Consider the following 22,265-nt stretch of genomic DNA (forward strand, 5'->3'; position numbering starts at 1 on the left):
GATAGGCAATGTAACACGCAAGCAGGCTAATTGGTGCCTATGCTGTGTTTTGGCCTATCTGGTGAATAATACAGAAATGCGAGAAAATCGCGAAATATTGCACTAAGTTCCGAAAAATCGGGTAATTGCTGGTGGTTGGGGGGCACCTATACGTCGTTTGCTAGGTCACCCAGGCGAGATCCTTCCCTCTAGGCTGCTTTAGCCTTTTGGGCGGCGATCTGCGCCGAACCGGCGGGTAAGGGTCAGGGTCAGTACGCAAAGTGTTAGTATTAGGGTTGCTAGGTTGGCTGCTAATACCGGCATATCTCCGATAGCAAAGCCATAGATAATCCAGAGTAATACACCGAAAGTAAATATAGAGTACATGGTAATTGAGATACCGGCGGTATCTTTGCTTTTTAGTATATGTACGACCTGCGGCACGAAAGAAATGATTGTGCAGGCAGCGGCCGCCATGCCAATGACCGAAATGGTGTTGTCCAAGATTTGGTTCCTGATTAAAGAAGCTGATTAAATCCCAGTTTCTCACCATCCGGCCCCTGAATCGCGACATATTTACAGGCTTTTTGCCAAAGCGCAGTATGTTGTGTAGGAATAAAAGCCTGACACGCTATGGGCGATTTATAGGTCAACAGAATTGCGCGAAATGGCCCACCTTTTTACAGGGATTAAACAGTAGATTATGAAACGTATGCGCGCCGATTTTAAAGGCACAATGTCTGCAGACCTGCTCTTCGTTGTGGTTACTTTGCTTGCGGCGATAAGCTGGATTTTTTCCAAGGAAGCTGTGGCCATTATGCCGCCGCTGTTGTTTATGTCGGCGCGTTTTCTTATTGCCGCCGCATTGTTGGCACTGGTGGCGCGAAAGCAGTTACGTGTGCTTAGTTCTGCCATCCTTTGGCGCTGCGCCAAGGTTGGTGTTGTGTTCGGTTTTGCGATGAGTTTATGGGTCCTTGGACTCGCGGCGTCGAACCATGTGGGTGAGGCCGCGTTCTTAGTTAGCTTGGCGGTTGTGCTGGTGCCCGTTATTGCGCGAATAGTCTTTAAAGAGGCCGTTCCGCAGAGCACCTGGCTCGCGTTGCCAATAGCCTGCTGTGGTCTTGCACTGTTGTCGCTCAATCAAGAACTGAAATTAGAGGGCGCTCAGTTGCTTTTGCTGTCAGCAGCAAGCCTCTTTGCGGTCTATTTTAATCTCAATGCCCGCGCGGCAAACCCAATTTCGCAAACAGCGCGGGATGGCTTAACACGGAATACGCCACAAGTACCGGTGCTCCTGCTGACTACCTTGGTACTGATGGTTGTCGGTATCGTTACGGGAATATTCTCAGCGCTGACGGAAAAGTGGGAAGTTGGAGCGTTGGTTTCAGCGCCAATGGTTTGGTTGTGGGTGATGCTTTCTGCCACCATTGGCACGGCGATGCGCTTTTATATACAAACCTATGCTCAGAGTCTTTCTCCCTATAGCAATGGTGTGGTCATTATGGTGCTTGAGCCCGTGTGGACAGCGTTGATCGCGGCCATGTGGTTTAAGGAAAGTATGTCTGCAATACAATTAGTGGGTTGCCTGTTGATTTTTCTGGCGTTGATCGTAAATCGGGGGCGCGCGGTACAGCAGTTTTTACGGCAGGTTCTGCGGTCGTGATTGGAGTTTTTCTAGGTCTGCTTCGATATCGGCGTATTCATCGAGGGTAATTAACCTATACGATTTTTGCCTCTCGCATGTTCGGTCTAATTCGTGATCTATACCTAAGTTGGATGTTGGTTAATGGAGTGATATGCAATAGGTCTCATGCTCTGATCTCGCGTGAGAAATCAGAGCAGAGTCAATCTAAAAAATGGTTATGCCGAGTTAATGGAGAGATATGATTGTTTCGGAAAAAGACTGGCTACCAGATCGTTTCGATTCCTTTATTTGAGTGATGTAGATACTGCCAGTAACGTGCAGGCGTCGAATAACAAACGGTCGATCATCCGGATCTATGCCCGTGACAACTTTATTAAGGTCTGTGAATGTGCAGGTTGTGTCGTCGTTGCAGTCGAACGGAAAGCTATGGCTAACTCCAATTTTTGTAAGATCTATAGTCCCTGTCTCCGTTGGGGCTAGAGTGCAGTTGTCATAGCCGCCATATGAGTTAAAACCGTCGGTTCCGCTGAAGTCTACGGTTGTTTTTTCAATTTGGTAAGTGTAACCAGCTTGCGTTTTATCAGGGTTGCATTTGGAGGAGGTTATGATGCTTTGTGCTGTTCGGCCATTAAAATCCATAACACTCTCGTGAGAAAATGCGATTAACTCTCTACTTTCACGGCCGGTAGCGACAAACTGTTTTACGACGAGAATGCCATTCGACCCCTTTCGATGTGAAATTAGGACTTCAACTTCGCGATTATCAGCGTCTAGGCCGCTGTATGTTCGGTTTAATTCTTCATAGGTGCAGATTGGTGCATTCTCGCAGTTATACCAAGCATCCGCGCGATTATCGTATGCTTCAGAAAATGGTGTTGGTGTGGCCTCCAATCCGCATGTTTCGTTCCATATGTCCGCGATTTCGCCAGAGACGGTTGTTGGGCTGAATTCATATGATAGGCCACCGACTGAGTGTAGGCATCTACTACTTCTCAATAAGCTGACAGCGCTTTTCCCGTCGAGATTGATTACATAGTCACCGGCGTTGTTACTGATCGATATCGCCAAGTGCGCACGGGCATCGGCAGCGCCTACTAAGGAAGTGTTGGCATTGGCCTGCACGAAGCTAGTGACAGCTGGATCAATTTCAAAGTCTTCGGTTTTTTGGTCGAAATCAATGATGGAATTTTCCGCATTGGGCAGTTGCAGCGTTGTTGTATCCCCGTCAGTATCCAGGGTCAAAAACAAGCGTGTAATGTTGAGGAAGTAATCTTGATTGTGGGTTTCATTTTGTAGGTCCATCGGGGTAATGATGTCGCCCGCTGCTACAGTACCAATCAAATTGCCATAGAGTTTGAAACTGATGTACTCACCGGCCTGGTAAGTGAACTCCCCGTTGGCATTAGTGATGCCGTTGGTCGTATTCGTTTCGTAGGTCAGCCCCTGAACAGGCGAATCAAAAAAAACTCCTGTTAATGTGCTAGCTGGGGTCCATCCATCAGTCTCATCTATTCCTGGGGCTGATGCATTGTTATTACTATTTCCTCCTCCACACGCGGTGAGAGTTAGTGTCATGACTATACAATAAGTGAGGCCACGCATAATGTTATTCATCTTTCTGTACATAAATACTCCGTATTCTGTTTATCCATAAATCATTAGAGTCTTTCCGTTTACGCAATATTGCACTTCACTGCTCGCGCAGGTAAGGCTAGAGTATAGTAGTTTATGGGCTAGGATGATTCCAGAGTTTGAGCGATCTGATTGTGCAATAGGCTAATCTTTGAAAGTGCCATGTTGATTTTCAATTAGGTAGTCATAAACATGGTGGGCTCTACAGCTGTTTGGTTGTGTGAAACCAAATTATTCTTAGGTTGAATGGGGGCGTTTGAATATTGGCCTTCACGACGAAATAATTTTCCGCGCGATATATTGTCGGCAATTTTAATCGTCAGCGGGGCGGGTTATGTTGATAATTACTTGGGCATATCATGTTGAATATGAAAGTGTACACCGCCCCGACTTCAATGCTCGCTTCACGCCTACTGTAATGCATCCATTAGCTGGTGGCGAAATAGGCTGGGTTCGACGTCTCGGCCGTACACTCTATATTTTAAGATCACTTTGGTTTCTTTTTCGCTAACCGCCTCAAACTCTACTTCATACGGTGCACGCCAGAGAATTGGATCTTTGGTACGAGGTCCACCGTAAGTGCCCTTTACGCGGTAATACGTGCCTTGGATTCCATCCCATTCGTGCGTGTTACTGTTGTATCTGCTATTCGCATTTGTCGCCTGATCGTCTGGGTCTTCAAACTTCAAAAAGCGCTTGGCACGAACGTAAGACAGATCAACTCGGACCGGAATCGTGGTCGTTATATCGGGTACGTCGTGCCATTGCCCACCTTCCAGCGTCATTCCCTCACACCAGCGCGGGTCGCGACTATCGGGGCGATCACTGTACGTTAGTGTATAGCAATAGTGTTTGGTTAGCCTAGCTGGCGAAGGCATCTCATTAATTTTCTCGCCTTCCACCGTGGGAACTTCGGGCTCCTCGTCTGATTGCGAAAGGGGCCTACCGTTGACGGTTATGAAGTCCTTCCAGTTCAGTGCATTCGCTGCACTGATAAATAGTAAGAATAGAAATGTAAGTCGAATAAAATCCTTTTTCATAGTCACACCTTCCTTGTGTGTTTGTAGTGCGTATTAGTCGCGAAGTTCCATATTTTGTGTACTGAGTATTTAACCACAGTTGATGCCCATTCTTCATGCGCGCGAGTGGTACAGCAAACGCTATTGCTGAGACGACCTGCGGACTCCGGGGAAGCTTTTCCCCATTTAGAAAGATGGTTGGGGTTGAAATCTCTCAGCCGGAATTGTTGCTCATTCGCCATCTTTTAGGCCATGAGATCATACCCTGGCTACCGCTATTATGGCCATGGTATTGTTTAGGAAGAATCGCAATGTGGGGTTGTAATTAAATAGCTCAGCGACTCCCAAAGTTTTCGCACGCCTTCCTTGCCACCGAAGAATACGGAACTCATAGGGAAATAACTATCCGGAGTTGAAGAGATGGGTGATTCAATACGCGGCTGACCATATAGCCAGTGTATGAGCATAGTGAATGTGATCAGGTCAATAGTTATACTTGCAATCGATAAATAAGCGTACTGATCTAACTTTTAGCCGAGGATTTCGAATTTTAGGCGTCTTACTCTTAGTTAATCTGGGCGCTCTATCCGAGATCCGGCCGAAGCAATTGTTAACCAATTCGGCTTTAAGCAATCCTTATTGAGATGTTCTCGTTCTGTTGCCCAGTCTGAGAGGCCTGTTTGACTGCTGAATGAATGTAGTTAGGCCCCGTCATTTGTGGCTCAGCGCCAGAATGCACGCTAATTTGACGGCGTTTTTCAAAGCGTTACGTTGATATCGTCATGATACAAAGGAGATGACGATGTTAGTAACGCTATTGATTTGGCACATTTATCGGGAAGGTACGAGTCGTGGTTTCGTTGAAATCGATCCGGGGTATATGCTCCTCGATCCGGGGGAGGCTTCGGGGTATTACTACTCTGGGTGCTATCTCGTTGATTTCGACTTCAACACGGCACCGTTGTGGTTTATGCAGCGAGCGATGTCGATGGAGCCGATCCCTATCCATAAAGCAAAAGATTTATACTTGGCGCTACGCGAATGGGTACCGGATTTTAGATCTCTCGATTTGGAACAATTGGGGATATGGGAGTGATGGGGGAATAGGGCAGGTTTGCGCTGGGCGCTTGAAAATGACATCAATGGTGTTATGTTGCCCGCAGCTGAATATTAACGTTATTTAGTGCCTAGTAAGGCCTCAGGCGCCTGAACGGCATCTCTAGTATGGCCAAATACATGCTGAAAAATGGGCGAGTTAAAATGCAGAGGTTACTCTGCTTAAACAGGTTGGATAATCCTCAAGGGGGTTGTTGATTTTTTTGAATTAACGCGTGGAATGGCTCCGCGTTGATCGACCACTGCCAGTCATTTGCTGAATAATTTTTCAAATCACCAGCAGAATTGGTAACAATAAAATTGGAATAAATATCATGAGCACACATTATCAAAAAGTGACTGAGAAGTTGTTAACCGAATCGAATAATGGCGTTTTGAGCATCAGTTTTAATCGGCCAGAAGCCATGAATGCCCTGCACCCAGAAATGCTCGCTGGTGTTGCGTCGTTAGTCGACAAAGCCAGTGCTGATGAATCAGTTTCAGTGATTGTATTGCAGGGCGCGGGGCGCGCATTCTCTGCCGGTGTGGATCTCAAAGTACTGCAGGATATCGAGCCGGCGTTTGGGCGCATCGGGGATCTTTTTGACGGCCCGGCCAAGCAAGCCTATCAAGCTATTCGCAATAGCCGGGTGCCGGTGATTGCTAAGGTTCACGGCGCCTGCTTTACCGGTGCGTTAGAGCTGGCGCTGCACTGTGATTTTATCTATACCACCGACACCACAAGATTTGGTGACACTCATACTCGATTTGGTCTGCGGCCGACCTGGGGTATGTCTCAGACCTTGTCCCAAGCCATCGGTATTCGCAAAGCTAAGGAGCTTTCCTATACTGCGCGAGTGGTTAAAGGCGACGAAGCCGTGCAGCTCGGTATCGCTAACAGTTCCGTTGCCGGACCTGACGAGTTGGACGAGTTAGTTGCTGCTCGCGCTGCTCAAATTGCCGGAAATTCCCGCGGGGCCGTCGCGGCGATGAAAGATTTGTATCGAATGGCACAGCAGGGATACCCGATTGATGAGGCGCTGGATAAAGAGTTGTCAGCCGAGTACACCGATATTCTCGATACTGCCGCGCGTCTTGCCGAGTTTCGCTAGCCGGTTTATTGCTGGTGCGTACTGTTGATTTAATGAAAAATATTGAGGTAAATAATAATGGCCGCTGTAAATAGTGAAGAACTTGAGATGTTTCGTGACATGGTGGTGCGCTTCCTAAATCAGGAAGTGGTGCCTGTCTATGATGACTGGGAGCGCGAACATATCATGCCAAAAGCGTTTTGGCGGACCATGGGTGACGCTGGGCTGCTGCTGGTTGATATGCCGGAACAATATGGTACTGCTGGTGCAGAAGTAGACGTTTGCATGATGATTCAGGAAGAAATGGCCAAACTCGGCTTTCTGTCGCTCGCCAGTGGTTACGGCATCCACAGCAATATCGTAGCGCCCTATATCAATAATATTGCCACTGAGCAGCAAAAAGAGCAGTGGCTACCCAAAATGGCCAGTGGCGAAATTGTTGCGGCGATTGCGATGACTGAGCCGGGCGCAGGCAGTGATTTAGCGGGTATGCGCACGAATGCAGTGAAAGATGGCGATGAGTATATTCTCAACGGCTCTAAAACGTTTATCACTAACGGCGTACACGCCGACCTCGTGATTGTATGCGCAAAGACTGACCCGAGTGCTGGGTCAAAAGGTATTTCCCTATTCCTAGTCGATACATCGTTGCCTGGATTTTCTCGCGGTAAAAAGATTGAAAAAATGGGGCAGCATTGCAGCGATACCGCTGAACTGTTTTTCTCTGATATGCGTATCCCCGCAAATGCATTGCTGGGCGAGGAGGGCAAAGGCTTTGTCTACCTCATGGAAGAGCTGCCAAGAGAGCGCTTGGGCTGTGCCACCCAAGCTGTTTATTTGGCTGAGTGTGCGTTAGGGCTGGCCGCCGGTTATGTGACTGAACGCAAAGCCTTTGGGCAAGCGGTTAGTCAATTTCAAAATACCCGGTTTAAGCTGGCGTCCTGCAAAACAGAAATAGAATTATCTAAAGCTTTATTAGAGAAGTACATTGGACTCTTTAAAGAAGGCAAAATGACCACCGAGCACGCGTCGATTATAAAGCTGTCGTCTACGGAAATGTGTTTAAAAGTTATTGATGAGTGCCTGCAGCTACACGGCGGATACGGCTATACCGACGAGTATCCTATTTCGCGCTTATACCGCGATGCGCGTGTACAAACTATTTACGCCGGAACATCAGAAATAATGCGTGAAGTTATTGCTCGCTCGGTGGTTGGTCGGTAAGCAGATCATTTTAAATTTAAGTGTTTTGCATTTGAGGCTTAGTAGTAATCACTGCGTATTTTAGCTTTCGGATTAGGTGCATTACTCATGGCAGTGTAAGTCCACTGGGGAAAGGTCGCATTATTTCAGCGCGACCCTCCCCATAATCAGCTGTTTATAAATACTGAAATATGGTTATGGGCTTCCCAGCGTAAGGTAGGCATTTCGACGATACTGTTGAGCTTACTGGACAATAGTCAGTGCGTCATACCATAGCCGCTAAAATCAAGGGAAGCGGATTCGATGTCTCTCTGCAAATGCTACAGCGTTTTTCATGTTTCCAAAAGCGTTCAGCAACATCTCCGCCGCCCTATCTTTGACTTCCTTTTCTTCACTGGAAGTTAGTAAGTTTATCCATGTACGAACGAGTACGACTGGCGGTTCTTTCTTTTCTGTCACGCTTGGTCCTAGTGCTGAATCCCTGCGCAAAGCGTCATGGATTTAGTTGGCTTAAATAGTTTGTTCACGAATAATATCATTACACAGTAAGCTTAGGCCATGTCGATACTCAGAATTAGCGCTCGTTAGGCGTTTCTACGGAAGGTGGCGTTCATGACCGGAGCCTGCCGTTGTGTGTCTGTGGCGCCCCCAGTAGGTCATTGTAGAAATGATAGCTTAGAGCGCAATTCGCCTTTTGACACTCTAAAAAGACAAGTAAGATACTGCTTATCGAATGTTCAGGGTTTTTAGTATGAAGTGTGCCCCCAGTGGAGCCTATATCTGTAAATCCAAGCGCTATTTTCTGGAATCGACTTGCAAATGAAATGTGCGACAAAGATTTTGTGGATTGATTGTATAGGTGGTATGACTGCAGGAATTGTTGTTACGCTGTTCCATGCGTGGTTCTCGGTTTTCTATGGCCTTCCTGTGATGTTCATCGTGTTTGTTGGCGTTATGAATTTCGCCTATGGTATGTTTTCATTTTCCCTGGCAATTCGAGAAATTAGACCATTTTGGCTTTTCTGTATTCTGGTCATCGGTAACATATTGTGGGGGATTCTATGTGTGTTGTGGGTCTTTAAGTACTTGAACACAGCGAGTATCTTTGGACTTGCACATCTTATCTTGGAAGCCGTATTTGTCGCAGGGTTGGGCGTCTTCGAATGGTTGTATCGTAGTAATCTCAGCTTGGCGCGGTAGTGCTGGGCACCTACGCTTCGCGCCTGATTCAGCGCGGAGCGACTGCTAGGTAATGCAAGTCTCTGTGGCGCCATCAGCGACTAGCTATGTGTCTGTATTGCCTTCCTAATTTAATTATATTTACTTTTACGTTTACGTATTTTCCTCAAACTCTGCGCTAAAGAAACATCTGAAGGGGCTAGCAGTGGGAGGCGTGCGGGATACATATTTGTGACTAATATTGAGCTTGCCCCGAATAGGCATAAGAGTCTGTACCATTAACAATGCCAAGCAAGGCGACCCATTTTTCGTTGCGCTTTGCTCCACTACAAACGGTCGCTTGTTGGCGGCGTTATGGGTTTTAGAGGTGCTGTTCCACATCCATGCTGTTGTGGAGAATGCGGATCACGACAATCTTGGATTCTGTGCCGGCTCGGTAAAAGATGATATGACTGCCTTGGCTAAACTTTTTGTATCCTGGCTTTATGTCTTCCGCATTGCGGCCAATCTCCGGCTGTCGAGCAAGGATCCTAAAAGCATCGTCAAGTTGCTTGAGGTATTTGTCGCGCTGACGCTTTCCCCACTTCTCAGTGGTAAAGCGGCCAATATCAATTATGTCTTTTCGAGCGGCGGAGGTGAGTAGGAATGGAAGCATTAGTGAACTTCGTTATCCAGTTCGGTAATAACACTTTCAAGCGAATACTCCGCTATCCCACTTTGCTCGCCTTCATCCAAGAGGCGCCGCAATCTTTCAAGTTTGCTCTCAGTCTCTTCAAGCAAGCGCAATCCTGCTCGAACCACTTCGCTTGCGGAGCCATAGCGGCCATTTTCAAGCTGGGCAGCAATGAATTCATCAAAGTGGGGGCCAAGCGTAATGCTGGTATTTCTAGCCATGGAAAGCCTCCTTTACCAAATATTGGTATATTCTGCCAAAACACCCATAACAAGGCAAGGCTGCGCGGCTGCTTGTGGCGTTAGGGCTCGATGATCGGACTTGATAGCACGGCGTACGGGACTCATTAAATTAGGCGTACACGCAATCTTCGTGCAGTTCAGTTATTACTTGGTCATTCTAAGCTGGATAGTACAGTGCGGTATTTAGGTATGGAGCTCGACGACACATTGGAGATAGCGGAGCAAACAGAGGTGTGAACTTGCCGGCCATTTAGATGCGGCAGAGTGCTCCTGGTTCATTCGGGTCAGCGACTCTTGATGCTATACGTTTGCTGAATTATTCAAGATCGAAGTGTGCCGGAAGCCCGTCCAGAATTTGTCGCTAGTAGTTTTTTATGTCAGCGATACTCTCGGTCGTTTAGTCGCCAGTACAGCGTCGATAGGCATTCCAATACGTACCTGCACCGTGTAGGAAGGTGTCACCAGGAATTTCCCAGAGTACTTTAGTGCGTCCGCGGTGCTCGAAAAAATAGCCACTATTGTCTTGCCCTACCTGATAAGTGCGGGGCTGCTTTGCACCACGAATTTCAATAGTGTTGGGTTTTATGGCGACGATTTCGCGGATGTCTTTAGCTGCATCGCAACCGCGCGGGTAATAAGGCAGTTTGTGTTCCTGCATGATGCGGTTCACCTGCCAACGGCCGACGTACTGTTTGCTGAGCGTATCGGCAGTTAGGCCCGGTGCAGTTGCCAATAGCAGTATGGCAACAGCGAGCCGGTAGGGCGTGAATGGGTGTGAATAAATCATGTTATAAGTAGCCGATAGCGTGATTTGATAACAGCAAGCCCTGCAGTTTTAGCTGCAGGGCTTGCTTAGCTCATTCCACTGTTGTCATAACGGCAGTGGTTTATTCACAACCTGCATTATCATAGCTGCCGTTGACCACATTGGTAATCCAGTCGTCTATCAGCGAAACGCCCTCGGCATGGAATACGCTACGCGCGACGGGCGGCATGTTGATGCTTGAATCTTCAGCGTGAATACGGTACGAGACAATCGATTCAGCGGCGTTGCCGGGAACGATGTCGTAATCGTTACCACCAGAGGCACTGCCTGCGGTGTTCGGGAACTTGCAGAGACCGTAGTTCAGGTTGACCTTGCGGAAGGCATCAAAGAATACGCCAGTGCTGCTGGCCAAGCCTTTACTATTATGGCAGTGCGCGCAGTTCGTTTCTAACCAGGCGCGAGCCCGCTGCTCGGTATTGTGGGCCGTGGCGTTGGTTGGATTGTTATTCTGCACACCGGGATTAATAAAGCGGTCGTTGGGCACGTTGAACCGGGGTAAGCGCTGAGCATTGGCAGCAATCAGTTGGGCATCCACGCCTAGGCTAGGTGCGCCTTTGAGAATACCTAGATCCACCCAGTGTTGTAACTGGTTGGCTTCGAATGTGCCGTAGTTCATCGGACGGTTCAGTAACCGCACCTTTGGACCGATTGGCGCATCACCGGATTGGCGGTCTTCATTGATATGGCAGCTGCCGCACTGGTTCGGGTGCGGTACGACATAGCTATCAGTGCTACCTACATAGCTTGCGTTAACGTCGAAATCTGGGTCTTGGTAATTCCAGCTAACCGCGACTTTAGCGCCGGATAGTGCCAGCTCCGCATCAATACGGTTGCCGTCGTCGTCGGTTTGCCACAACCATGCGGCACCTTCCCACAAGCTTGCTCCGTCACCGGCATCGCGATGGATGAGTAGCCGCGTTTCAACAATATTTTCGTTTTCCCCGTTTTTAAAGCTGAAGGTTTTGGCGATTACCGTGCCGACTGGAAAGTCCAGTGTGGCATTCGGCATGCTTGCGTTGCCTTCGTTCCAAGCCATTTGCGTGCCGGGTGGCAAAAACAGTACCCGGTACTTACTGGCGTAGTCTGAAAACAGCGCCGTGGTCAGGTCATACAAAATGCCGTCTTCGTTAAAACCACTACGCGGGTCGGTGGAATCTGCGAATAGATTGTAGTGTGACAGTTTCGGGCAGTTGTATTGCAATGCTGCGCGGTTGATGTTGTTGCCGCTGAATCCTTCGCAGATCGCCAACACTTCTTCGTCAGACAGCGTTTCCGCTCCGTTTGCGCCCGGTACAAATTCGGGGACAACAACCTCTGGCAGCGCTGGTAACTGTTCGCCGAACAGGGTGGGGCAATCATGCGCACTAATATCAGTGAGTGGTGGGTTGAACGGATCAGTGTCCTGAAAGTTCAGGAACGGGCGGCCGTCGCGCGAGAAGGTATTACCATTGGCCGCACCCATGGCGGTGTAGCAATGCCAATAGAGCGGGTGACGTCGTGTGGAGGGATCCGTCGGGTCGGTAAATTTATATTTGTTGTACAGGCAACTAGGAAAGTCGCTGCCGTTGAAGTCGGGTTTACCATTGTGGTCGACCTTGCTCTGGAACTCATCGGCCAGCTCGCAATCGTTGGCTTCTTTGTCATACATGCCGTCCCAAACGATATGCGCGCCAGTAGGGCCGTAGCCGTCGAAAGCCTGTAATGCTTTGATGACGATTAGCGTTGGCAGCAGCGACGTATGTGTATCGTCGATGCCTGCGGGGATACAGGGTAATGCGTCGAGTATTTCTGACGGCAGCAGGTCGCCTAATAAAGGTATTGATCCGACAATTGATCCGACATCGGGAATGTCTTCAGCACATATGATCGCTTCCTCATCCGGCGGTTGTGGTAAGAGACCATTGGAAGTGAAGGTGTTGTTGTGAATATGAATGCCTTCTGCATACAAGTCCATACGCGTATCAGGATGCTCGGCCTTACCTTCCACCAGCTCGTGGCTGACAGTAACGTAACCTACTGTGCGGTTGAATTCCACGATGTTATTGAAGAACTCGACTTCGTCATAACCGAGCTGCAAAACACCTACGCCCTGGGGCACGATGGATACAATACCACCCGGGGCGAAGTTTTCCTGGTTGTTATAGCCGGTGTAGTTATCGAAGATGCGGGTGCGTTCGCCGTACTGATTGATACCAGGTAGATCGAATACCAAGAAGCCGCCGGTGTTGCAGTGGGCTACGTTGTCATACAGGTCAGCGTTGTCCGAGTTTTCGATTTCATAGCCTGCAACATTAAATAACGCTTCGCTATTCTTCACGATAATGTCATTGGACTGGCCGACATAGATACCAGCGTCGGATGCACCCAGCGAGATCACATTATCCAGCACGATGTTGTTAGATAGAACTGGATACAGCGCGTAGCCGCCGTTGCTGCTGTCGACTATGTAGCGCCGTGTTAGACCATTGGCGTCGGTATACCGGCCAAAGGCTTCAATGGCTGAGAGTTCATGCACGCATTCGGTGTCCAGCGTTGACGGAACTTCCGGATCCATACCGCCGTCGCCACTAGACCACATCGCCCGGACGTTAGTGAGGTTGACGAAATTTGAATCGGAAACCTTAATCATGAATCCGGGGGTGTCGAGCACGGTAAGGTCTTCGATAAAGATACCTTCCATGTGGCTCAGGGATAAGCCTTCTGGTGTAGTGCTGCCCGCAAAGTTGAGCACGGTTTTGCCAAGACCCTGCCCTTTGATGGTGATATTCGATTTATGCGACATCACCAGCGTGGTGTTGATGTCGAAGGTGCCTTCTGCAAATTCGATGGTGTCGCCGTCGCGGGCCAAGAAAAAGGCAGATAGTGCCTTGTCTTCCTCGTCGGGGCTGTCGTCGATTAGGAAGGTACGGCCTAGCGTGGTCCCGCCGCCCGTGTCACCGCCACCCGTGTCACCGCCGCCGGTTCCGCCATCCTCCACAGCGGATGAACCAGAGCTGGAGCTGCCGCAAGCAGCAAGTTGGGATAGGGCGACAGAAAGTAATAAAACTTTCAGCGTGGCAGGGATATTCATAGAGGGTACTCCGAATGTTGTTTGGGCTGCGGGCATCTGTTGTAAACCTAAATACCAAGCCGCTTCTTCACAGTCAGAAATTATCGGTTAATGCTAGTCTAAATGCTTGACATAATCGCACGAAAATTTGACACTTTACGCCACCATTCTAATACCTGTTGATTATGAGCCAGACACGTGCAGGAGCTGTACCCGCCGCGTTTACACTACTGCTGCACGAATATTTGCAGTTCCGCGGGCAGGATTCCGAAGCGGTGCTAGCTGCGGCACGGCCCAAGGCTGGCGCAGACGACAATGATCGTGTCGATGTGCTTGATTGGGAAAAGCAACTTATAAATGCGGCACGAGCGCTCTCGGAGCCATATCTGGCGCTGCAACTGGGCTCTTTGATTAGTGCCCGGCACTTGGGGCTGGTAGGTCACCTATTACTTGCCTGCGAAAACTTTGATGGTGTGCTGAATCGCCTAGTGCAATATCAGCGTTTGATATTTGATGCCATTCCGATGACCCGCCACGATGCTGCCGATATGGTGGAGATGATCTGGGATATCAGCGAATTCCGCACCGGACCGCTGGTAGGAGAAGTCGGTTTTGCTGCCATGGTGCAGTTTTGCCGCGGCGTGACGGAAGGCGACGAGAACCCGCATTCGATCGATTTCGCTCATCCCGCGCCAGCTGATGTGAAGCCCTACGAAGATTTTTTTAAGTGCCCGGTAAACTTTGGCTGTCCGGCACCGATAATTCGTGTCCACCGCGAGTTACTCGCCATGCAGCTAAAACGGACTGATGTTGCCTTGTTGCAGGTGCTTGAGCCACATGTGCAGCAGCTATTGGTGAGTTTACCGGGTAGCAATGACGTTGTTACCAAGCTGCGTGAGATATTGGCAACCCAGCTACGTAATGGTGAGCCCGACATTAAAAACGTGAGCCGTGAGCTGCAATGCACCGTGCGTACATTGCAGCGGAAACTCACTGATGCAGGTACAAATTTTCGTAGCGAAGCTAATCTGGTCCGCAATGAACTGGCAAAATCCTATCTCGCAGATTCGCGACTGCAGATCACTGAGGTGGCCATGCTACTCGGCTACTCTGAGCACAGCGCGTTTTCTCGGGCGTTCCGCAAGATGAACGGGCTCACCCCTAAACAGCTGCAGTTGCAAGCTCAAAGGGCTGCTAAGCCTTAAGTGCGCAGCTACCCATCTATGCCAATAGTTTGTCGTTAATCTCAGCGGCTGCGCGTTCACCGGATCGTATTACTCCATCGATATTGCCGGGCCAATGCGGTGAGATTGCGCGAACCTTAGTTTGATCTTGTTGGTCCTTCAGGCATTACTACTTCGGACTATTTTTATCACTGCTGTAATCGTGGCGTGGTGACCGAAGGTCATAGAGGCAGTTGCTCAGCGCGGGTCTAAATTCAAAAGTGTCACGGAAAACGTCACGGAGTGTCACGGGGGTCTAAAAGCAACAGGCGAAAAAAAACGGCAAGTCAGTAAGTAACTGATTTGCCGTTCTTTAATGTGGTAGCGGGGGCAGGATTCGAACCTACGACCTTCGGGTTATGAGCCCGACGAGCTACCAGACTGCTCCACCCCGCAACTGATCTGCTGTCGTTTTCTCGATGACAGGGCGCGCATTATAGGAGCGGAAATTCGATCTTGCAAGCCCTATTCGGATATAAGTTTAAATTAAGGCAAATTAGATTGGCTGAATACGATTTGATAGGGTTTTCAAGACCTTGCCGCTTAGCCTTGCAGGGGTTGTGCAAGTATCCATAATCCCGCGCCGGTGAAAATAACCATAAGCAGAAGCATGGGCAGCTGGCTGAGGCTGGCTTGGCGCTGGGTGGGAAAGCTACGCAGGGCTTCAGCGTGAGCGAGGTATACGCTGGCAACGTGGCCGATAAGGATTAGCCACACTTGGCTGTTCCAGATCAGGCCCATGTCCGGGAGTACGGGTAGGCGGCCGCTTATGGCGGTGCCAAATAGATCCCATCCCCAGCCGAAGGGGTCGGAGATTAGGCCGCGTACTTTAAGGCCTTGGCTGAGTAGCAGCGTGTAGTAATGAGTGATGTGGTAGACCAAGGCGATGGGCAGGAGGCTGTAACCAAAGCGCAAAGACAGCTCGGTGACGCTCAGTTCGCTTCGTGTTAGGCATTTTCCCGCCCATAGAAAAAAGCGGAACAGCGCTAGGTAAATAAACGGCGACAGCAGTAAGCACAGGGTTTCAAAAGCGAAATACCAAGGGCGTAGCGTGATATAAGCAAAGAGTGGGTGCTTGCCTAGAAGCGGTTCTATGATATGCAGAGGATCTCGCCAAAATAGATTAAACCACAGCGTCGTTTCCCGTAGGCCGTCGTAGGCGGTAGAAGACAGCATGAATAAAAGGAATATCAGTAGGCTGCGATGCTCTAAACGCTGGTGCAATAGACCGCTGAAGGGCATGCATAGGCTTAGCTTGGCATTGCCCTGGGCGCTAGGGTCGTAGCGGAGGGGCGCCATTTTGGCGATTAGTTGAAACATGACGGAAAACAGTTCGCCGTAGCGGAACCAGCTTTGGCTGCCGAAGCGCCACACCGCAGCAATGTTTATGAGGGTATAAACGATAAGTATCACTGACAGCGAAAAGGGCTTGGTGTCGCCAAATAACTCTAGAAGGATAAATGCCATGTACAGGATCACGGCGGGCCAATAGGCTAATTGTTGGGGGTAGGCTTGGCGGCCTTGGCTAAACTGCTTTAGCGGGGCTAGGATGAGGCGCCAGGGATTGAGGTAGTGGTACCAGTTGCCAAAGATCGCACTTAGGTAGCATGCGCCTAGCGCAAAGCTGATCCAAAAAAAGGTCATGTTGAAATTGCGATAGCGATCTTGGTTGCCAATGAATCCACTGGCTATGGCTAGGCCGAAACTGAATAGCATTAGTCCTTTGAGTATCGGGCTAAGTTTTAGGCTTTGTACTATTGTTAATAGGCGAGGGTGGCCAATATGCCACTGTCGTCTTGGGCGTTCGGCAGTATCGGCATTGTAGAAATAGGCCAATACGATAAAGGATAAAATCAGCGCTGCCATCGCCCCATAGATATACATCCAATAGGGCATGGGTAGGACGTAGGGTTCACCGAAGGAGTGGGCCTGCGCCACACTGGAGGTGAATAGTCCAGTGAGGGGCAGGCCTAGGCGCTTAGACCGAGGCATTAATGGTATGAACTTGCAAATGCAGCGCTGGCTTATTGGGCCGCGCTAATATTGGCATTGCGGTTGTAGGCGCGCTCCCACATTTGCACATAGCCCTCGGCTGAATTGTACAGCGCATCCAGTGCCTCTTTGCCGCCCTCGAGTCGTACTTCTTCGACAAAGTCAGCGACTAGACCGTAGTGCGACATGCCGGTTTCGTCGATATGCCAGTATTTGCCGCTCTCGGGAATCATTAGCATATTTACGGTGACTGGCTTAAAGCCCTCAAATTGTGGGCCCCAATCATCGCCACTGAAAAGTGTGAAAGGGTATTGAACGGGCTCTGAGTCACCGCCACGTGGGCCTGGGTGACCGCCAAAGCCGTTGGCGTCGGCACCGTAGCCAAGTCCTAACACTTGATCGCTGTCGCTAATGCCTGCTTTGGTGCGCCAGAATTTCAGCTTGGCTAAAAACTCTTTGTGCTTAATGCCGTTGCCTTTGTAGGGGTAGACGACGCCGCCGTTTTTAAGCATGCGCACAACCTGGTCGCTCGTTAGGCCACCGTGGGCGTCGTGTGAAGAGGCTAGCGGGTATTTGGGCGTAACTTCATCGGCAAGGTCGAGCATTATGTCTTTGCTGTGATAAGCCGCGTGGTCGATATCGATCACCATGCCTCTTTGCATTAGAGCGCGTAGGGCGTATTCGCCCAAATCGGTCATGGTGCGTTCATTGCAGCGTCGGCCTTCTGGGTAGAAGGGGGTTATGCCGCCGCTAATTTCGAAGAAGGCCTGCGTAATTGGGTCGTTACCTGTACCGGGAATCCCGGTGGTCATTTCTGCGCCAGGGGTGCGAACCGAAGGCTCGTCATCGGGGTAGGCGCGGCAGGTGGTTGTGTTGAAAAAGGACTTGGTGTCCATGAAGTTAAGCAGGTTCATGGTGTCGCCATTAAAAATACCGGCGCCGCCCAACGAGCTGTTTATGTCGTGGAAGGGGTATACATGGCGTACACCAAGTTCCCATAAGCGTTCAATTTCAGCGTCAATTTGCGCCTCGTCGCAGTTGCGTTGCTCGATGCCGCCGAGCAATATGGTTACGCCGCAGTCAAATACTTGGGCAACTTCAACGCCGAGCACCACGGCCATTTTACCGTCGTTGATAACTTCGCGCGCTTCTTGTGGGCTGCTTACAATACGGTACCAGCCTTTGCCGGGGCCGCCAGATTGGGCGTCGACATAATCTTGGACGTCGTAAAGGTATTCAATTTGCTTAACCGCAACACTCATGTCGTTACAGTCTGCATTTGGGTTGGCGGCAAGTACTTTGCCGACATTACATAAGCCGGCAATATTGGTGCCGTGGTTAACCATGAGTCGCAGGCCGGAAAGATACGCGCGTTCAACCCATTTGTAGTACATCACTTGGTGGGTTAAATAGTCGCGGCGCGGCCAATCGACAAAGGTTGGCCAGCCGATAGTTTCATGAGTGTCGGTTGGATTTAGGCTAATAACGTTGTTGCCATCGCGAATACCGTTGGGGCCGTGTAGCTCTTCGCAGTCTTCTAGTGCGTGGTCGACGCCAAAACGGTGAATAGGCCCGCCGTATAATACGCCGCCAGCAGAGGGGCCGACATCGCCCGCATATGACATTTCATTCGACATACCCATGTGGGTGTGGATGTCGGCAAAACCAATAATGGGTTTGTCGACGCCGTTGCCTTTATACGTTTCGCCTCTAATTGACGTCGGCATTTCTGGGTAGCTGCTGCAGGTCGTTGCCGGGGTAAATTTAAACTGGGAGGCTGCGTTGTTGCTGTCGGCGCCAGCGATCAAATCGCCAGTGTCACTGATCTGCATAGTTTGAGTGGTGCTTTCAGACGCAATGCTAAAGCTGGCATTGGCTGAGTTCATGGTAATGGTCCAAATCGCCGCGTCGGCCGCTGTGGCTTCGCCACTAACTGCACCGCTGCCGGCGGTCAGTAAGAGCTTGTCTTTGGTGTACAGGAGGTACTTGCCGAGGGTGGCCGGCTGCAAGAAAAATGCTTCGGCGATTGCTGAGCTACTTGCGGTGCTGGTGTAGCTACCTTCAGTAGTTGCGGCTAGATATTTGTCGTTTTTAACTGACTGCAGCGCATAACAGCCGTTGGCCATGGCGAACCGGGTTTGCGGCACTTCTGAGCCGGATCTTGGTGTGCTGTGATTACTGCTGGAGCTGGAGCCACCGCAGGCGCTAATTAATGTGCAGGATATGAAGATAAGAGTCAGTAGGCGAAAATTCATAAAATTGACCGTAAGTAGTGGCTGCAAATGGGTCTATAACCCTGGCTGGTATTGTTTTTAGTGTGCCAGGAGGTGTACTCAGTGCTCACAGGGTACCGTAAATTGCCGGAATGAAAAGTACCGATATGGCAAATTCGTGACATTGCCGGTCACTAAAAAGCGCTATAAAGATGAAAGGGTTGGCGTTAACGTTAGGTCGTGTGTCGGACGTTTTCTTGGGCGCGCTCAAGCGGTTGATAAACAAAATAAAAATCATCGGTGTAGTTGGTGCGGGTAACCCTGTTGTGTGTAATTGAATAACGTGACGAGTTAGCTGCTGGTCATATGAAATATCGGTAATTTTGGTGATTGTCGTTCAGTCTGTAATACCGACTTCTTTGATTTTTACGTCAAGGTGCTCTCTCAATCAGAGTTTTAAGCTAGGCCGTGTGTAAGGCTTGCTATTGTACTGCGCAGCGAAAGCAGCTGAGCCTGCCGCGATATTTGCAGTGAAGTGTTATCAGCGGGCTTGGTTTTTGCGGTTTGGCGTCGGTATCTCGCTTGGCGATGGGTGCGCTTGGGTTTGGATGTTTATAGCGCGTGGGCGGTGGTGTAATGCTGTGAATTTTGCCGCCCCTAGTCAGAATTATCGCGGCTAATTTCACTCGTTTTTTGTTGAGGGTCTATGCTTGGGTTAGGTGTGGTCATTTAAAAATACACAAAAATACGATAAAGTGTCATAGGTAATGTCATTGCATTGGGACGTGTGCCAGCTGGTGCGCAGAGGAGAACGCCCGTGAAGAATATAATAATCACTATCATGATTAGCTTAATGCTCGCCGCCTGTGGCGGCAGTAGCTCGCGGGTTGGGGTGGTTACTAACCCCGATTCCGGAGGCGAAGTTGATGACCGAGCCACTATTCGGGTCTTGTCGAATAGACCTGACTTGGTGTCGGCCGGCGATGTGTTGGTTGAGGTAGTTTTGGCAAGTGCCGACGTGGCAGATGAGCTGGAACTGCTTCTGAATAACGTCGATGTCACCAGTGTCTTGCAGGCGACGTCTGACAATCCGCTGCGCTTATTGGGTGTGGTTACCGGATTAAGTGTGGGTGAAAATACCCTTAGCGCGAATATTGGTAATAGCCTTACTGTGGTGAATCATCCCTCTGGCGGGCCTGTGTTTACTGGGCCGCATATTCAGCCTTGGGAATGCCAAGACGGCGCGACGGATGAAAACTGTAATCAGCCGGTGGAATACCAGTGGTTGTATAAATCTTCTAATCCACTGCTTTCCGGTTTGCAGCCCTATGATCTAGAGAACCCGCCGACAGATGTTGCCGACACAACAACCGATGGTGGCGAAACCTTGCCCTTTATTGTGCGGCAGGAAATTGGCTATCAGGCCCGGGATCAATACACTATTTTCACTTTGCACAAGGTCGGTGACGACTGGACGCCAGTGCAGCCTCAGTCACAGTGGAACCGCCGTTTATTGGTGACCCATGGTGGTAATTGCCGCGGCGACCACGATACGAGCTCCGCGCGTACCGACGATTATTCGGGCACGATACCGGGTACTCCGCTTACCGAGCAGTCGTACATCACCGCTTTAAGCATGGGCTGGTCGGTGCTTTCAACCGCGCAGCTTAATTTGGGCCATAACTGCAATTTGAGCTATCAGGCGGAGTCGCTGATGATGGCCAAAGAGCGTTTTATTGAGCAATACGGTGAGCTGCGTTACACCGTGGGCACCGGTTGTTCTGGTGGCGCGATCACCCAAAATATGATCGCCAATGCCTACCCCGGATTGTATCAGGGCTTGCTAACCACCTGCACTTACCCAGATGTAATGAGTACGGCAACGCAGTTTGCCGATTACCATATGTTGCTAAGGTACTTTGGAATTACCGCGGATAATCCTGTGGCGCCAACGTCGCGTGATGGCACTTTCTATGCCATACCGCAGCAGAACGAAATCTACGGACACGTGAACGGCATTGTTAACGCCACTGTGGCCGATACCGCGCTGTTTGGCGAGGCAGTGGACCCTGCGTCCGCCTGTGGCGGCGTGAGCGCCGAAGAGCGTTTTGATCAGGACACCAATCCTGGCGGCGTGCGCTGCGATGTTATTAGTTTTATGGAAAATATGGTTGGCGAGCGTGAGCGTTTCCCTGCTGCAGACCCGTTGAGCGACCGTTGGTCACAAATCGAAAAAGATCTTGGCTATGGATTTGCCGGATTCCCGCTGGGTAACGAAGGCGTGCAGTACGGATTGATTCCGCTACAAACGGGTACGATAACCCCCTCACAATTTATCGCGCTGAACACGAACATCGGTGGTCTGGACCCTAGCTTGAATGTGACAGCCGGCCGTATGAAAGCAGATTACCCGGCGCTGCCCAATGCCTACCGAACAGGTATTTTGAACACCGTTGTGAATATGGATACCGTGCCCATTATTAACATGACTGGACCTGACCCCGGTGCGGCGCATGACGCCGTACACGGCTATTGGGTGCGTTGGCGTCTTGAGCGCGAATTTGGTCACCGCGATAATTTTGTTCACTGGGGCGGCCTTACGGTCTTGATCGGTGATCTTAACTACATGAATCAATCCTTGGTGGCCATGGCATCTTGGCTAGACGCCATTGAGGCCGATACCAGTGATACACCGCTTGCCCAAAAAATTATTGTGAACAAGCCTGCCGACGTGCAAGACCAGTGTAATGGTGTGCCCGGTGAAATGTGCCCAGAAGAGTTGATGACGGTATTTGGCACGCCTCGCACACAAGCAGGGGCTGACAAATACGGTGATCAAGTGCAGTGTCAGTTAAAACCCTTTAGCCGCGCAGATAATTACGGGCTGGGTAATACCATTTGGCAGGAAGCTGACTGGTTGCAGTTGGAGCAAACCTTTGCGACAGGCGTCTGTGATTGGTCTAAGCGTCCATTGGAGTGGCAGCGCACGGTGACGTGGCTAAATTATCAAGACGATAAAGGCGATGTGATTACGGGTGGTGAGCAGATGACGCCGGCTGATTTCCCCGCTGGTTGGGCGAGCCCTGCTTTTGCTAAAACCTGGGAGCCAACCTGGCAGCAGCCGTAAGTTGTTTAACCTAGGCTGAAATAAAAAAGGCGAGATAGTTAATCTATCTCGCCTTTTTTATGCGCGGTTATTTATCA

16 protein-coding genes and 1 tRNA gene are annotated in these 22,265 nt (G+C 49.9%); 6 read left to right on the plus strand and 11 right to left on the minus strand.

Going from position 1 to position 22,265, the window contains the following annotated elements; genetic code table 11:
* Positions 1-198: 198 nt before the first annotated feature.
* Positions 199-483, minus strand: coding sequence for a SemiSWEET family sugar transporter (locus tag ABD836_RS13815; protein WP_344936958.1), 285 nt, complete (start codon positions 481-483; stop codon positions 199-201).
* Between the two features lie 199 nt (positions 484-682).
* On the opposite strand from ABD836_RS13815, the gene ABD836_RS13820 reads away from it, so the two are divergent.
* A complete protein-coding gene (locus tag ABD836_RS13820; protein WP_344936960.1) occupies positions 683-1,642 on the plus strand; it encodes a DMT family transporter in 960 nt (319 codons plus the stop codon).
* A 207-nt stretch (positions 1,643-1,849) separates the two neighbouring features.
* On the opposite strand, the gene ABD836_RS13825 is transcribed toward ABD836_RS13820, so the two are convergent.
* Positions 1,850-3,250, minus strand: a complete 1,401-nt coding sequence (locus tag ABD836_RS13825) for a hypothetical protein (protein ID WP_344936962.1) — start codon at positions 3,248-3,250, stop codon at positions 1,850-1,852.
* Positions 3,251-3,666: 416 nt separating this feature from the next.
* Positions 3,667-4,296, minus strand: coding sequence for a hypothetical protein (locus ABD836_RS13830; protein ID WP_344936964.1), 630 nt, complete (start codon positions 4,294-4,296; stop codon positions 3,667-3,669).
* Between the two features lie 781 nt (positions 4,297-5,077).
* On the opposite strand from ABD836_RS13830, the gene ABD836_RS13835 reads away from it, so the two are divergent.
* The 3 genes from ABD836_RS13835 (at position 5,078) to ABD836_RS13845 (ending at position 7,685) form a co-directional block, all read left to right on the plus strand.
* Entirely contained in the window at positions 5,078-5,371 is a 294-nt protein-coding gene (locus ABD836_RS13835; protein ID WP_344936966.1) for a hypothetical protein, read from the plus strand.
* A gap of 334 nt (positions 5,372-5,705) precedes the next feature.
* Positions 5,706-6,482, plus strand: a complete 777-nt coding sequence (locus ABD836_RS13840; RefSeq protein WP_344936968.1) for an enoyl-CoA hydratase/isomerase family protein — start codon at positions 5,706-5,708, stop codon at positions 6,480-6,482.
* A 57-nt stretch (positions 6,483-6,539) separates the two neighbouring features.
* Positions 6,540-7,685, plus strand: a complete 1,146-nt coding sequence (locus ABD836_RS13845; protein ID WP_344936970.1) for an acyl-CoA dehydrogenase family protein — start codon at positions 6,540-6,542, stop codon at positions 7,683-7,685.
* Positions 7,686-7,949: 264 nt separating this feature from the next.
* Here ABD836_RS13845 and ABD836_RS13850 read toward each other — a convergent pair whose 3' ends face one another.
* The 5 genes from ABD836_RS13850 to ABD836_RS13875 all read right to left on the minus strand — a co-directional run bounded on the left by ABD836_RS13850 (position 7,950) and on the right by ABD836_RS13875 (position 13,654).
* Positions 7,950-8,123, minus strand: coding sequence for a hypothetical protein (locus ABD836_RS13850; protein ID WP_344936972.1), 174 nt, complete (start codon positions 8,121-8,123; stop codon positions 7,950-7,952).
* 1,081 nt (positions 8,124-9,204) lie between these two features.
* Positions 9,205-9,498: a type II toxin-antitoxin system RelE/ParE family toxin gene (locus ABD836_RS13855; RefSeq protein ID WP_344936974.1), complete on the minus strand. Its 294-nt coding sequence runs from the start codon at positions 9,496-9,498 to the stop codon at positions 9,205-9,207.
* Positions 9,498-9,737, minus strand: coding sequence for a type II toxin-antitoxin system ParD family antitoxin (locus tag ABD836_RS13860; RefSeq protein WP_344936976.1), 240 nt, complete (start codon positions 9,735-9,737; stop codon positions 9,498-9,500). The genes ABD836_RS13855 and ABD836_RS13860 overlap by 1 nt, the downstream gene beginning before the upstream one ends.
* A gap of 418 nt (positions 9,738-10,155) precedes the next feature.
* Positions 10,156-10,545, minus strand: coding sequence for a hypothetical protein (locus ABD836_RS13870; protein ID WP_344936979.1), 390 nt, complete (start codon positions 10,543-10,545; stop codon positions 10,156-10,158).
* A gap of 100 nt (positions 10,546-10,645) precedes the next feature.
* Positions 10,646-13,654, minus strand: a complete 3,009-nt coding sequence (locus tag ABD836_RS13875) for a parallel beta-helix domain-containing protein (protein ID WP_344936981.1) — start codon at positions 13,652-13,654, stop codon at positions 10,646-10,648.
* 164 nt (positions 13,655-13,818) lie between these two features.
* On the opposite strand from ABD836_RS13875, the gene ABD836_RS13880 reads away from it, so the two are divergent.
* The gene (locus tag ABD836_RS13880; RefSeq protein WP_344936983.1) at positions 13,819-14,838 is read left to right on the plus strand and encodes an AraC family transcriptional regulator; all 1,020 of its coding nucleotides are present in this window, start codon (positions 13,819-13,821) and stop codon (positions 14,836-14,838) included.
* A gap of 337 nt (positions 14,839-15,175) precedes the next feature.
* Here ABD836_RS13880 and ABD836_RS13885 read toward each other — a convergent pair.
* The 3 genes from ABD836_RS13885 to ABD836_RS13895 all read right to left on the minus strand — a co-directional run bounded on the left by ABD836_RS13885 (position 15,176) and on the right by ABD836_RS13895 (position 19,103).
* A tRNA-Met gene (locus tag ABD836_RS13885) sits at positions 15,176-15,252 on the minus strand.
* A gap of 147 nt (positions 15,253-15,399) precedes the next feature.
* Positions 15,400-16,848, minus strand: coding sequence for a hypothetical protein (locus tag ABD836_RS13890; RefSeq protein WP_344936985.1), 1,449 nt, complete (start codon positions 16,846-16,848; stop codon positions 15,400-15,402).
* 32 nt (positions 16,849-16,880) lie between these two features.
* Positions 16,881-19,103: a peptidase M19 gene (locus ABD836_RS13895; protein ID WP_344936987.1), complete on the minus strand. Its 2,223-nt coding sequence runs from the start codon at positions 19,101-19,103 to the stop codon at positions 16,881-16,883.
* A 775-nt stretch (positions 19,104-19,878) separates the two neighbouring features.
* Between ABD836_RS13895 and ABD836_RS13900 the strand changes: the two genes are divergently transcribed.
* Positions 19,879-22,188: a DUF6351 family protein gene (locus tag ABD836_RS13900; RefSeq protein ID WP_344936990.1), complete on the plus strand. Its 2,310-nt coding sequence runs from the start codon at positions 19,879-19,881 to the stop codon at positions 22,186-22,188.
* Positions 22,189-22,265 lie beyond the last annotated feature (77 nt).

Origin of the sequence: Zhongshania borealis (assembly GCF_039539625.1) — a bacterium.
Taxonomy (GTDB): domain Bacteria; phylum Pseudomonadota; class Gammaproteobacteria; order Pseudomonadales; family Spongiibacteraceae; genus Spongiibacter; species Spongiibacter borealis.